Here is a 13,011-nt window from a genome sequence, read left to right as displayed (position 1 = left end):
TGATCTGCAGATGCCAATGGGGCATATGAGTGCGCACTTTGCAATTTCACCAGTCGAACCACTACTCATAAATAACGGATATTACATAACTTTATCAGGTGCTCTAAATTGAGCACACCATGAGCATGCACGTTGGGACGATATGCGTGCGCACCCAAAGATCAAGAAGTGAAAAGAAAAGGCCCGCCTAAGCGAGCCTTTGGCTTCAGATGATTTCTAAGAAGTCAGCGCGTCCGTTCTAGAATATCCATGAGCTTGTCTTGCTCAAAGTTACCGGCCGCGGTGTTGCATGGAGTCGCAGGCAAAAAAACTCGGCGATTGTCCCTGATCCGTCAACAGTTTCGCCTCCTTGGCTGGATAGTTTGGTGAGCGTCCCGCAAGGCTTGAGAAAAGGCGCTTGAATATGTCTGAAATGCGACAAAAATATGTATCACCTGTATGCACGACGACTTTCATCGTGTAAGTGTTAGGAGGAATGTAGATTGGAAGCCTAGGTAGGAATAACATGATGAAGTTTATGAGGAATAGTTTTAGCAGTCCCGGTGCCCGCGCACTTTGCTTCACCCTCTGTGCTCTCGCTCCGGCGGCGCACGCCTCGTCTGTCACGACGTATGCCGATCTGGCAACTTTCACGAGCGCCACCGGTTGGTCTGCCCCCACTGAGTGGTCCGTTTTAAATGTTAGTGCATGGTCGGCCTTTGGTCTATCGGAACGATGCTTTCGGGCGCTGGTGGGCGGTATCCCAGAGCGCTGTGCGGTCTGACTGTGTTGTAGTGGCGGCGCCACTTCTCGATCAGAATCTGGGCCTCGCGTAGCGAGTAGAAGACCTCACCGTTCAGAAGCTCATCCCGGAACCTGGCATTGAAGCTTTCGCAGTAGCCGTTCTCCCACGGAGATCCTGGCGCAATAAAGGCCGTCTTGGCGCCCACCGCGCCGATCCAAGCGCGTACCTTTTTGGCGATAAATTCCGCGCCATTGTCGGATCTTATGTATTCCGGCGGACCGCGCAGGATGAACAGGTCGGTCAAGGCGTCGACCACATCGACGGAATTGAGTTTGCGTTTGACGCGGATCACCAGGGCCTCCTTCGTGAACTCATCGATGATATTGAGCGTGCGATATACCCGTCCGTCGTGGGTCCGATCCTGGACGAAGTCGTAGGACCAGACATGGTTTGGGCGCTCAGGTCGGAGCCGGATGCATGAGCCATCGTTCAGCCAGAGCCGCCCCTTCTTTGGTTGTTTTTGCGGGACTTTCAGCCCTTCCTGCCGCCAAATGCGTTCGACGCGCTTGTGATTTACATGCCAGCCGCTGTTGTTCAGCATCCCGGTAATCATGCGATATCCATAGCGCCCAAACTCTCGCGTCAACTCAATGATGTCCTCAGTCAGCCGTTCTTCGTCCGGCAAACCGCAAGGAACCTTGCGTTGTGTCGAACGATACTGTCCGAGTGTACGGCAGGCCCGGCGCTCAGATACGCCAAGGGTCTGCTGCACATGATCAATGCACTGACGGCGACGGGAAGGGCTTAAAAGTTTCCCCGTGCAGCCTCGGCCAGGATCATCTTATCCAGCGTCAGATCTGAAACCGCACGCCTGAGCCGGGTATTCTCGGTCTCCAACTGCTTCAAACGTTTGAGCTGATCCCGGCTCATGCCACCATATTCTTTGCGCCATCGATAATAGGTCTGCTGCGTCACGCCAATCTGGCGCACGGCATCGGCAATCGAGCTGCCTTGCCCCTGCAACACTTCAACCTGCCGCAGCTTCAGCACGATCTCTTCGGGTTTGTCTCTCTTTCCAGCCATCTCTGCTCCTCCTGAAATGGGATAATACTATCCCAGTTGGTGGACCACTTCAGTGGGGGCACTCCATTTGCCCGCCGCACAATTATGATCAAGTTAATTTGGTTATTCTGCAGACAAACGTTTTCACCACACGCGAAAAATGTGGCTTAACCTTGTGAACTCAACCTTAAACAACCATTTCAAACCAACGGGGTTAGCTAAAATATGGGTTCAGATATGCTCGAGACGCTTGGTACGTTAGTTGCCAACCCAATCTTGGACTTGACGTTGAAAATCGTGGGTGTTGCTGGCCTTATCGTCGCTGTCCTCGCGTGGAAAGCAGCTACGGCTTCGGTAAAGGCGACCAAAGCAGCAAATATCACCAGCCTCAAAATGAAAGCGGTGGATAGTACGGCTGCCGCGGAGCGCAGCTTCGTATCGCTTCAATCCAATTATCAGTCAGTTAGCGCAGCGTGGCAGGAACATATCAACCAGCACCATGCTCCAATGTATAGTTTCAGAAACAAACCTGACGAACTCGAAAGAAACGCTCAGGTTGAGCGTGAGGGTGCAAACTTGATGCAAAAGTTGGAGCAAAACTTAGATTGCTTAGATCAGGACGGACTTGAGCGGTTCATAAAAGAGGCGCAGCGTACCGCTATAGATATTGAAAGACTTTCTTTTCGCTTGGAAAGGCCACAGAGTCTTCGCCACTAGCGGCCCAAAGGAGACATTAAGTTCTTGAACAGTCGCCGCGGCGCAGCCTCCACATATCGGACCTCCGTCGCCACCACCGCATCCGGACCACCAAGATTGCTACATTGCGTGAACAGAATTGATCCAAAGTTTGTGTACTCTATGGTCGTCGAGATTTGGCGAGTTGCGGCCTTATCGGTGGCCAATCGCCACTGGTCATTCAAAAACAATTGAGTAGTTTGATTGAGCTGTCATGGACAGCGGTCGCGTGCTGGAAAGATTGCTTGGGATAAACGACTATGACGATCTCTACTGTCTGGCGTCGCAATTTTGCTGGGGTTGACGAAATAGTCTTTGTTTCGGACAGTCGGCTTTCTGCAGGCTATCGCTGGGATTGTGCTCAGAAGATTTTCCCCATTGAGGGGCCAAATTTCTGCATCTCGTTTGCCGGGCATGCTGATTTTGCCTTCCCATGTGCGTATTCCACGGGTATGTGGCCATCGAATCCATGAACATGTGGCCACGGATTCCACGAGCATGTGGCCACCGGTTCCACGGCATGTGGCCACCCCTTTGAGATAGACCTGCGGGGCGATCTGACCCTGCCTATTCTGCGGCCCATTGAGGAAGCAGGAGGGCGAGATGGAAAGGTTGCCAATGCGCAAGATCAAGGATGTTCTACGACTGCGCGCGTCGGGGTATTCGACGCGCAGGATTTCGGAAAGTCTGAGGCTGGGGCGGACGTCGACGCGGAATTATCTTCAGCGCGCCTCTGCGGCGGGGCTGTCGTGGCCGGATGTTCAGGATATCGATGAGGTCGCTCTCGAGCGACAGCTTTTTCGACAGGTGGCCGGCGCGGAGGACCCTCTGTTCGTGGAACCGGACTGGGCAGAGGTCAATCGTGAGTTGAAGCGCTCCGGTGTGACCCTGCGCCTGCTTTGGGAGGAATATCGCGCGCGTCACCCTGATGACGGCTATGGATATTCCGCCTGGTGCCAGCATTACCGCGCGTGGGCAAAGCGGCTGTCCCCCTCGATGCGCCAGCGCCATGTCGCGGGCGAGAAGCTGTTCGTCGATTATTCCGGCGTGCGCATGGAAGTGACGGATCCCGCCACGGGCGCGCGCCACCCCGTCGAGCTGTTTGTCGCGGTGTTGGGCGCGTCGAATTACACTTATGCCGAGGCCAGCCGGAGCCAGACATTGCCGGACTGGATCGGCGCGCATGTCCGCGCGTTCGAGTTCTTCGGCGGCGCGCCGGCCTTGATCGTGTCGGACAATCTCAAATCTGCCGTGGTCCGGGCATGTTTCCATGAGCCGGGTGTCAATCGCAGCTACACCGATCTTGCGCGCCATTATCATACGGCCATCCTCCCGGCCCGTCCTTACAAACCACAGGATAAATCGAAAGCGGAAGGCGGGGTGCTTCTGGTTCAGCGCTGGATCGTTGCGCGGTTGCGCAATCGGGTCTTTTTCTCGCTGGAGGAGTTGAACGCGGCCATCCGCGAAGAACTCGTGCGCCTGAATGCCCGTGTCAGCCGTCACCTTGGTGCGTCGCGCCTGGAGCTTTTTGAACGGCTGGACAAACCCGCCCTGATCCCGCTGCCCCCGACACGCCATGCCCATGCCGATTGGAAGAATGTCACCGTCGGAGCCGATTACCACATCCGCATCGATGACCATTACTACTCGGTCCCCTACGACCTTGCGCGGGCGGCTCTTTGGGTGCGGATCACGGCCAGCACCATCGAGGCGTTTCAGGGCGGCAAACGTGTTGCCAGCCACATACGCGCGGGTCCCGAGGATGGGCGCGAGACGACGGTAACGGCGCACATGCCCGCCAAGCACCGCCATTATGCCGGTATGACCGCTTCGACAGTTCAGGCCGAGGCCCAAAAGGTCGGTCCGAACGTGGTCACGCTCGTCGAGGTCATCCTGCGCAACAAGCCAAGACCGGAACAGGGCATCCGCGCCTGTGTCGGCATTCTCAAGCTGAAGCGCGGCTCTGGTCCGGAAAGACTGGACACGGCCTGCGCACGCGCGCTGGCGCTCAACGCCTGCTCGCTCAAATCCGTCACCTCCATCCTGCAGAACCGCCTGGAGGACCAGCCCATCGAGGTCGCGCCAGACGCGCCCACGATCGCCCACGCCAATCTGCGTGGTGCGAAATATTTCCACTGAGCCAAAGGAGACACCGAATGCTCACACATCCCACCCACGAGGCGCTGCGCGCGCTCAAACTTGACGGCATGGCCGAGGTCTTCGCAGACCTTCTGGCACGCGAGGGCAGCCGGCAAATGGATCCGGTCGAATGGATCGGCCTGATGCTCGACCGCGAAAGCGCAACGCGTGACAGCCGGCGCTTTCAGACGCGTCTGCGGGCCGCGAAACTGCGCGAGAGCGGCGCCTGCATGGAAGACGTCGACTATCGCACCGCGCGCCAGCTGGACCGCGCGCTGTTCCGAAGCCTCCAGGATGGTGCCTGGATCACCAGACACCGCAGCATCCTGATCACCGGGCCATGCGGGGTCGGGAAGTCCTGGTTGGCCTGCGCCCTTGGTCATGAAGCCTGTCGGCAGGGCAAGACCACCCTCTACTTCCGCATGCCGCGCCTGTTCGGCGAATTGGCTGCCGCGCGCGGCGATGGCAGCTTCGAGCGGATCTTCCGCAAGATCGTGCGCGCCGATGTCCTGATCCTCGATGATTGGGGCCCGGAACAGATGACCGCCGGTCAGCGGCGCGACATGATGGAGATCGTGGATGATCGTCATGGCCGCAAGGCAACGGTCGTCACCAGTCAACTTCCGGTGGAAAAGTGGTATGACATCATCGGCGATCCGACCTTCGCGGATGCGATCCTCGACAGGCTTGTGCATCACGCTCACCGGATCGAACTCGATGGCCCCTCGATGCGAAAAAACCCGCCGCCCGACCCCGTGGTCGAAACCGACGAGGCCACACAATGACAACCATGTCCCGCTCAGGCTTTGCCCACAGGGCCCACCCACGCGCCCGTCGCCGCCAGCTATATGATAAGCGCTGCGCCGGGCGCGCGGGTCCCCCCATGGACAAACCCAGCCCAACCGTCGGCATTGACCCAGACGTGAAAATCACGTCATGAAGAAACTGCCTCGCAGATCACCTCACGGGTGTGGCCACATGTCATGGAATGACTGGCCACATGCGCGTGGAACAGGTGGCCACATGTCGTGGAATACGCACCCATGCATTTTTCAGTTTCAATGCATGGTCAAGAACTATCCTAGGTTCTCAACTGGCGCAGCTCCCATTTCGGTCGCCGCAAAGGACTTTTTAGCGATCGTTAATCAACTTCATGGATTGGTGGACGATCGCAAACTCGCACAGTTTCATCAAACAGAATTCTTGCTTGCTGGCTATGACTTTGCGACTGGTGAAATGTACGGAAAGTCGATTCGATATGACGAAGAATCGAACTTATACAAGCGCTTCGATCTTGGTGGGATCAAGAGCGGGCAAGTCCAGTCGACGGTTGGGTTCGCCGGTGACTGCTACCATGACTTCTTTGAAGGCCTAGGAAAAAAGATCGCCCTTCAGAAAACCGAGTTGAATTACCAACCCCTAGAGACGCTTAACGAAATAATCTCTAGGCAAGCCATAGGCTCCACTATCGGTGGAAATCCGCAAATTGTTAAGGTTTATCGGCACCGCAACTTTCTACCATACGCGGTCCGTCAAAACGGAAAGGCCGATGTGACTCTCTTTGGGAGGCCATTGCTAGAATACGAGAGAACTCTGTACCCGATAGTTACCTTGGACAGAGTCAACAAAGAAGATTTTGTGCACTACCCAATGGGCGCAAGCCCACGCAAGCATACTAAGCCTAATGATTTCTCTGAATGATGGATCGTCACATTATGCGCTCTGACCATCGTCTCCCGTAGCTATCAATAGCTATACGCCGAGATTTTCCTGTTGGGCGAGCAGAACTGATAGATGCGTCTTGGTAGGCCTCCTAATCTGGCCAAAGCTGCAATTGGACGCAAATCACGCAGGCACCACCCAAGTCACCGGAGCAGACTTTGCCAAGCTATGCAGGATGACCTTGAGTCGCTCGTTGCTTCCCACTCAACTGGTCTCTCAATGGTATGCAACAGAATGGGTTTATGAATTTTTTACATTGCTCTGCCGCTCGCTAACTTCCCTCAGCCATTTCTCTAGAGCATCCAATTCGCCCTCGATAGCCTCTGGTGTAGGTGCCTTTGGGTTGAGGGCATCGGAAGCCTTATGAAGCAGCTCGGAACATTGCCCGTAATGCTTGCGCATTGTTTTGGCATCTGTCTCGGTGATCGCTGAAAGTTTGGCGAAGCCTTTGGTATTCACCTTACTGGCAAAGGTACGGAGCACTGGAGAGATCGCGTCTTCTACGGCGGATTCCCAAGTCTGCCGAAGACTGTCTATCAAGCCTCTAGCGTTAATGAGCCAGTCCGTGCTGTCAGGATCGCGGTCGTAAAGATTGCGAATGTTGGTGAGATGCTTGCGCATCTGGGCAAGTCTGGTCGTAGCATCTTGAGCCTTGTCAGGAGCCTCGTTACGGCAATGGCCGGGGACGCTCTGCTTCTTCTGGATATGGCGCAGGGCGATGTTGGTCTTCAAGGCAGGATCATCGACCTGCGCGCAAGCGTTTCGCAGAAGAAACAAGAACGGAAGATCATGTGTGAAAACGATGACCTGACGCTTGCGTCCCTCTTCGGCCAGTCGCTTGGCAATCGCCTCGCGGTGCATGTGGTCGAGAGAAGACACCGGATCATCGAAAATGATGCCCGAGTCGCTGTTATTGGTCGCCAATTCCGCCATGAAACCGGCAAGTGCGACACACCGATACTCGCCCTCACTAAGGATGTCGCCCGCATTACGTGAGGTGCTTTGCATGAGGCTAACTTTGAAACGCGAGACACCGGCTTGCGACCCGGCCTGCGTCAGTTCGATAGCGAGGCCGGAGAGGTTAAGGTGACCGATCTCGCGCGCGAAGGTGCCGCGCAGCCTTTCGGTAATCAGAGCCTCAGAGAGCGTCGTGTTCTTGGACGTTATTGTGTTGGGGCGCGTGTCCTTAAGAGCCTTCTCGATAGAGGCGATGCTCTTGCGCCGTCCGATCTCCGCAATCACGTCGTCTTTGATCCCTGATAGCCATTGCCGGTCCTGTAACTCGGCCAGCTCGGCTTTCAACGCTTTGCGCTCATCACTGTTGTCGTCAGAGAGTAGCGCTGCAGCTCGCGTTTCGAGACCGGCTATGGCGTCTTCTAGGCTTTGAGCGATTAAAGGCGGCTGTCGGTTCGGCACTTCACTGTTCTCCCGCAGGAGTGCCCGCAGCCGTAATCTTGCGGCGATTAGATACTGCCTTGTCGCTTCGGACAGGGTTTGATTACCGAGTTCATCGGCGATGAATGAAAGTACCTTTCTAACTCCAGAATGCGGAATCCTTGCGCCGCGTATTGTATCGCGTTTGGCCGAAAGCGCTTCACGGGCAGAAGCGGCATCTTGCTGGGTGCGATCTTGAACGAAGTCCTCGAACCTGCGTAAGCGGGCAGCGGCGTCAGTATCAAGTTCCTGCTGACATAGAACGCAGCGCGAGTCTTGGTTGGTCGCCGGATAGGCCTTGTCGGTGTAAGCAATGTCGGTTGAATAGGCGCGTGCAGCTTCCCAGAGGCTGAGCCAGACCTCCGAACCTACCCCGTCCAGCGGCTCTTCTTTGAAAAGTTTCTGGGAGGCAAGCTGTGCCGCAGACTCTTTGGTTTTGAGATCAGCTGCGAGACGGGCAAGTTCGGCGGCGCTTGAAGCAGCAATTGCGTTGTGCAGTGAATTGACGTCAGCGAGTATGTTCTCCAGTCGTGCCTTTTCAGCGCGAAGCCGTCTTGCAGTTGCTTTAGGGTCCTGCGCAAAGTCGGCAGCCAGCTCGGCTAGACGCTTGTTTTCATCAGTGCTGAAGGTGGCGAGGTCGCGAACCGTTTCGGGCTTGGTATCTTTTCCGAGCGCAATGATGAGCTTGCCAACCAAGGTGTCGGGCGAACAATTCGGAGACTTGATGCTCTCCGCTGTCTGGGACTTGAGCGTTGAAATCTCAGCGTCGAGGTTGTCCTTGACGGCCTTGCAAGCATTCACAAGTCGCTCAAGGAGTTTCATCGGATACGGTGTGTAGGCCAAATCATTCGTTTCTTCGACATGAACATTGGCCGTGCGAGAGTCGAAGACACTCACCTCGGAGAGCAGGTCATCCGCCTTCTCGCCATTCTTCCATTGCGTCTTCTGCGATTGAGCGCCCGCGTGATATTCGATCTCAGCAATTTGCGGGCCAGGCTGTGTTTCATAGATGTTGTTCAGGATCGGTTCGTCTTTGCCGCGCGCGACACGCGCACGGCAGGCCTGTTTCAGAATGCGAACATAGCCGGATTTCCCGGCACCGTTGTCACCGTAAACAATGGTGACACCCTTCGGGATGAAGTTGAGGGTTTGCCCCTCGGCCAGCGCATTGACGTTCTGAACGTCGCGAATGTTGCGAAGCGCAACAGTGGGCGCTCCGGCGCGTTGCGCTCCGATATGCTTGGCCTCAAGGGGCTCGTTTGATTTAGTGCTGTCTTTGCAGAGTGCGGTCAGTTCGCCGATATCCGCCGCAGTCAGCTCGCCAGTGGCCACCAACCGCCGCAACGCATCCCGATGCCAGACAGCTCGATCTTTCGACCAAGATACTATTTCCCTGAGTGCATCGGCTTCGGTTTTGATGCTGTTCGTGCCAGCTGGCATGGCTGTCCCTAAGTATCTCGATGCGAAAATTCTTCCGCGTATCAACAGTTTCGCCCGAATCTCGCTAGGCGATCAAGCGCGAATAGCCGCTTTTTACCATTGTTCCGAAGTCGCCGCGCGCTTGAAGCGAAAGACCGCTTCCCGCCCAATACGCTAGAAAATCATCCAACGGCCTCGCCTAGTGCTTCATATCTGCAACAGCGTTTTCCTTTGATTTGGTGCTTCCGTATTGCTTCCGGCAACTTGATGTGGCGAAGCTGTGCAGCAGAGAGTTTTTATAAGTCATTGTTATATATCATAAAAATGGCGATCCCGCGAGGACTCGAACCCCGAACCTGCTGATTAGAAGTCAGCTGCTCTATCCAGTTGAGCTACGGGACCGCTGATGCGGCTCTTAGCGCGGGTGCGGTTCAAGATCAAAGCCTAATCTTGTGCGAACGGGTCCTCGGGATACACCACGCCCGCAAGGTAGAGCCCGTGTGGCGGGGCGACCGGGCCGCAGGCGGCGCGGTCGCGCGCGGCGAGGGCTGCGCGCACCTGATCGGGGTGCCATGCGCCTGCGCCGACGCGTTCCAGCGTGCCGATGAAGCTGCGCACCTGATTGTGCAGGAAGGACCGCGCGGCGAGGCGGAAATGCACCTCGCGCCCGGTGGGCGTGGCGATCTCTTCGATCTCCAGACGGTCGAGGGTCTTCACCGGGCTCGCCGCCTGGCAGATGGTGGAGCGGAAGGTGGTGAAATCGTGATGGCCCACGAGATGCGCCGCGCCCGCGCGCATCGCGTCGAGATCCAGATCACGCCGCACGTGCCAGACCCGGCCCGCCTCGATCGTGAGCGGCGCGCGCCGGGTGCTGACCCGAAAGAGATAGCGCCGCCCGGTGGCCGAGAACCGCGCGTGCCAGTCGTCGGCCACGCGCGCGCAGGCAGTGATCGCGACCGGCGCGGGCTTGAGGTGATAGTTCAGCGCCTCGGACAGGCGAAACGGCGACCAGTCCCGGGCCATATCGCAATGGGCGACCTGCGCCAGCGCATGCACGCCTGCATCGGTGCGCCCGGCGGCGGCGATGGTATGTGGCCCCGGTTCCAGCCGTGCCAGCGCCGCCTCGATCGCGCCCTGCACCGAAGGCTGATCGGTCTGCCGCTGCCAACCGACAAAGGGCGCGCCGTGATATTCGACCTGAAGGGCATAGCGGGGCATGGACATATCGCCTGGTTGCAGTGTGGTCCGGCCCTTTTGTCGCGGATCGGGGACAGGGGGCAAGCCCATTTCACCGCGCGCCTTTTCCTCGGTCCCGGCGCGGTGTAAGCCTGCCCGCGAACAGATCCCGGAGCGCGCGCATGGCCATCCCCTTTCCCGACACGACCCTTCTGCTGCAAATGCTGGCGATGCTGCTGGTGATCGGCGCTTTCGCCGGGGTTCTGGCGGGGTTGTTGGGCGTGGGTGGTGGTATCGTGCTGGTGCCGTCGTTTTTCTATGCGTTCCAGACGCTTGGCTATGACGGGCCGCAGCTGATGCAGATCTGCCTTGCCACCTCTTTGGCGACGATTATCGTCACTTCGGTGCGCTCGGTGCTGAGCCACAACAAGAAGGGCGCGGTTGATTGGGCGATCCTGCGGGGCTGGGCGCCGGGGATTGCGGTGGGGGCGGTGCTGGGCGTGCTGGTGGCGGCGAGCCTGCGCTCGACCACGTTGCAGGGGCTGTTTGGCGGGATCGGCGTGATGATCGGGCTTTACCTGGGCTTTGGTCGGTCGCATTGGCGGCTTGCCGAGGCGATGCCGGTGGGGGGTACCCGTGCCGCGCTCTCGCCCGTGCTGGGGTTCCTGTCGGTGCTGATGGGGATTGGTGGCGGCAGTTTCGGTGTGCCGCTGATGAGCCTTTACGGCGTGCCGATTCACCGCGCAGTCGCCACGGCGGCGGGGTTCGGCGTGACCATCGCGGCCCCTTCGGTGGCGGGATTCCTGTTTCTCGAGATCGCCGCCGAGAACCGCCCGCCGTTCACCATCGGGGCGGTCAATCTGGTGGCTTTTGCGGTGGTCATCGCGATGACGCTGGTCACAGCACCCTGGGGCGTGCGGCTGGCGCATGCGATGGACCCCAAGCCGCTCAAGCGGGTGTTTGCGGTCTTTCTCACGCTGGTGGCGCTCAACATGCTGCGCAAGTCCCTGGGATGGTAGAGGCGCTGCGCGACAAGGGCTGGGCCTGTTTCGCGCCGGAGCCTGCGGTGCGGGACTGGGCGGCGCATGCACATCTCGTGGCCCTTGCGCGCATCGCCGACCCGCAGGAACGCGCAGAGTGGCTGCAATGCGAGGGGACGTGGTTCGTGGGGGTGGATACGCTGCCCAATGATCCCGAGGGCCGACTGGACGCAGGCGAGCCGCTGACCGGTGTGGCGTTTGAGGCGGCCTCCACGCTCTATGGCGGGCTGCCGCTGCACCGGGGGCAGGTCTCGGTTGTCTATCCGGGTTATCCCCGGCCCCGCGCGGGCGAGGGCGAGGCGGCGTTCCGCTACCGGCAGAGACGCGATGCGGCGCATGTCGATGGGCTCTTGGCGGTGGGCGAGACGCGTCGCCGCATGCTGCGTGAACGCCATGCCTATATCCTCGGGCTGCCACTGAGCGAGGCGGGGCCTGGGGCCAGCCCGCTGGTCGTCTGGGAGGGCAGTCATCACCTCATGCGCCGCGCCTTTGAGGCGGCGCTTGGCGGGGTGGCGCCGCAGCATTGGGGGGAGGTTGACCTGACCGAGATTTACCAGGCGGCCCGTCGCGAGGCGTTCGAGACCTGTCGCCGCGTGCCGCTCCATGCGCCCCCGGGTGGGGCCTATCTGGTGCACCGCCTCGCCTTGCACGGCGTGGCCCCGTGGGAGCCGGGGGCCGAAGCCCCTGAGGAGGGTCGGATGGTGGCCTATTTCCGCCCGCAATTCGAGGACTGGTCCGATGATGCGTGGTTGCGGCTGCCTTGAGGTGTGGTGGAGGATGGTTTGGCGTTGAGCGGCGGTCTTCGACCGCGTATCGCGCAGGGTGCTTCAATCAGAAGTACGCGTCAGGCCATGCTCACCGTCTTGCCACATCCGCCCAGACCGGCAGGTGATCTGATGCCACGCGCGCGGGGCGCGTGCGGTGGACGCCTGTGGCCAGAGCCTCCAGATCGGGGCTGAGCGCCAGCCGGTCGAGCCGCGCCACCGGGCGCGGGGCCGGAAAGCTGGGGCCGGTGGCCACGAAGCCGACCCCTTTCGCGGCGGCATCGAGCGCCGCCCCGCCGCGCCAGTCGTTGAAATCGCCCGCCAGCACCGTGGGGCAGGGTGCCAGCCGCGCCAATGCCCGCATGATCGCGGCCACCTGCAACAGCCGGTGGCGCCGCACCAGTCCCAGATGCAGCCCGACCACGCGCAGCGGCCCCCGATCCGTCTCCAGATCGGCGCGCACCGCGCCGCGTGGCTCCAGCCCCGGCAACTCGATATGCTGGGTCTCGACCACCCGCAGCCCTGGCCGCAGCAACATCGCGTTGCCATGCCAACCGAGCGAGCCGCCGGGCTGGCCGAACTCCACCACATGCCAGCCCTCGGCCTCGGCCATCTCGTGGGGCAGGGCGGCCATGCGGGGCGCAAGGCGCTTGTCGGCCTCCTGCAAGACGACCACCTGCGCGGCGAGATCGGCGATCACGTTGAGGATGCGGTCCGGCCTGCGGCGCAGGTCGAGCCCGACACATTTCTGAAGGTTATAACTTGCAATCCGGATCATCGACGCCCTCATTATGCC

At 59.1% G+C, this 13,011-nt stretch carries 10 protein-coding genes and 1 tRNA gene; 6 read left to right on the top strand and 5 right to left on the bottom strand.

Going from position 1 to position 13,011, the window contains the following annotated elements; all coding sequences use genetic code 11:
* Positions 1–680: 680 nt before the first annotated feature.
* Positions 681–1,807 (bottom strand): IS3 family transposase gene (locus PVU19_RS10765; protein WP_274789758.1). Its coding sequence is split into 2 segments (ribosomal slippage): positions 681–1,543 and positions 1,543–1,807, totalling 1,128 coding nucleotides; the frame shifts between segments, so codons are not numbered across the junction.
* Positions 1,808–2,023: 216 nt separating this feature from the next.
* Between PVU19_RS10765 and PVU19_RS10760 the strand changes: the two genes are divergently transcribed.
* The 4 genes from PVU19_RS10760 to PVU19_RS10745 all read left to right on the top strand — a co-directional run bounded on the left by PVU19_RS10760 (position 2,024) and on the right by PVU19_RS10745 (position 6,361).
* On the top strand, positions 2,024–2,503 hold the full coding sequence (locus tag PVU19_RS10760; RefSeq protein ID WP_274789757.1) for a hypothetical protein: 480 nt from the start codon (positions 2,024–2,026) through the stop codon (positions 2,501–2,503).
* A 621-nt stretch (positions 2,504–3,124) separates the two neighbouring features.
* Complete coding sequence (gene istA, locus PVU19_RS10755; RefSeq protein ID WP_274789756.1) at positions 3,125–4,660, top strand: IS21 family transposase; 1,536 nt, start codon at positions 3,125–3,127, stop codon at positions 4,658–4,660.
* Between the two features lie 17 nt (positions 4,661–4,677).
* Positions 4,678–5,445, top strand: a complete 768-nt coding sequence (gene istB / locus PVU19_RS10750) for an IS21-like element helper ATPase IstB (protein WP_274789755.1) — start codon at positions 4,678–4,680, stop codon at positions 5,443–5,445.
* A 280-nt stretch (positions 5,446–5,725) separates the two neighbouring features.
* Positions 5,726–6,361 (top strand): hypothetical protein, encoded by a 636-nt coding sequence (locus PVU19_RS10745; protein WP_050662568.1) that lies wholly within the window; start codon positions 5,726–5,728, stop codon positions 6,359–6,361.
* Positions 6,362–6,622: 261 nt separating this feature from the next.
* Here PVU19_RS10745 and PVU19_RS10740 read toward each other — a convergent pair whose 3' ends face one another.
* The 3 genes from PVU19_RS10740 to truA all read right to left on the bottom strand — a co-directional run bounded on the left by PVU19_RS10740 (position 6,623) and on the right by truA (position 10,453).
* On the bottom strand, positions 6,623–9,256 hold the full coding sequence (locus tag PVU19_RS10740) for an AAA family ATPase (protein WP_050662567.1): 2,634 nt from the start codon (positions 9,254–9,256) through the stop codon (positions 6,623–6,625).
* Between the two features lie 304 nt (positions 9,257–9,560).
* Positions 9,561–9,637, bottom strand: a tRNA-Arg gene (locus PVU19_RS10735).
* 42 nt (positions 9,638–9,679) lie between these two features.
* The gene (gene truA / locus PVU19_RS10730; RefSeq protein ID WP_050662566.1) at positions 9,680–10,453 is read right to left on the bottom strand and encodes a tRNA pseudouridine(38-40) synthase TruA; all 774 of its coding nucleotides are present in this window, start codon (positions 10,451–10,453) and stop codon (positions 9,680–9,682) included.
* Between the two features lie 140 nt (positions 10,454–10,593).
* Between truA and PVU19_RS10725 the strand changes: the two genes are divergently transcribed.
* Together PVU19_RS10725 and PVU19_RS10720 are read left to right on the top strand one after the other, a co-directional pair.
* On the top strand, positions 10,594–11,430 hold the full coding sequence (locus tag PVU19_RS10725; protein WP_050662565.1) for a sulfite exporter TauE/SafE family protein: 837 nt from the start codon (positions 10,594–10,596) through the stop codon (positions 11,428–11,430).
* On the top strand, positions 11,424–12,215 hold the full coding sequence (locus tag PVU19_RS10720) for a hypothetical protein (RefSeq protein WP_050662564.1): 792 nt from the start codon (positions 11,424–11,426) through the stop codon (positions 12,213–12,215). Before PVU19_RS10725 ends, PVU19_RS10720 begins: the two co-directional genes overlap by 7 nt.
* Positions 12,216–12,306: 91 nt before the next feature.
* On the opposite strand, the gene PVU19_RS10715 is transcribed toward PVU19_RS10720, so the two are convergent.
* Positions 12,307–12,993, bottom strand: a complete 687-nt coding sequence (locus tag PVU19_RS10715; RefSeq protein WP_235575783.1) for an endonuclease/exonuclease/phosphatase family protein — start codon at positions 12,991–12,993, stop codon at positions 12,307–12,309.
* Positions 12,994–13,011: the final 18 nt, after the last annotated feature.

This window comes from Roseovarius tolerans (genome assembly GCF_028885395.1).
Taxonomy (GTDB): domain Bacteria; phylum Pseudomonadota; class Alphaproteobacteria; order Rhodobacterales; family Rhodobacteraceae; genus Roseovarius; species Roseovarius tolerans.
This window is presented reverse-complemented; position numbering and strand designations above follow the sequence as displayed.

Excerpts from the sequence above, each read along its gene's own strand:
- PVU19_RS10760 (WP_274789757.1), top strand. The coding sequence starts at position 2,024 with ATGCTCGAGACGCTTGGTACGTTAGTTGCCAACCCAATCTTGGACTTG.
- istA (WP_274789756.1), top strand. The coding sequence starts at position 3,125 with ATGGAAAGGTTGCCAATGCGCAAGATCAAGGATGTTCTACGACTGCGC.
- istB (WP_274789755.1), top strand. The coding sequence starts at position 4,678 with ATGCTCACACATCCCACCCACGAGGCGCTGCGCGCGCTCAAACTTGAC.
- PVU19_RS10745 (WP_050662568.1), top strand. The coding sequence starts at position 5,726 with ATGGTCAAGAACTATCCTAGGTTCTCAACTGGCGCAGCTCCCATTTCG.
- PVU19_RS10740 (WP_050662567.1), bottom strand. The coding sequence starts at position 9,256 with ATGCCAGCTGGCACGAACAGCATCAAAACCGAAGCCGATGCACTCAGG.
- truA (WP_050662566.1), bottom strand. The coding sequence starts at position 10,453 with ATGCCCCGCTATGCCCTTCAGGTCGAATATCACGGCGCGCCCTTTGTC.
- PVU19_RS10725 (WP_050662565.1), top strand. The coding sequence starts at position 10,594 with ATGGCCATCCCCTTTCCCGACACGACCCTTCTGCTGCAAATGCTGGCG.
- PVU19_RS10720 (WP_050662564.1), top strand. The coding sequence starts at position 11,424 with ATGGTAGAGGCGCTGCGCGACAAGGGCTGGGCCTGTTTCGCGCCGGAG.
- PVU19_RS10715 (WP_235575783.1), bottom strand. The coding sequence starts at position 12,993 with ATGATCCGGATTGCAAGTTATAACCTTCAGAAATGTGTCGGGCTCGAC.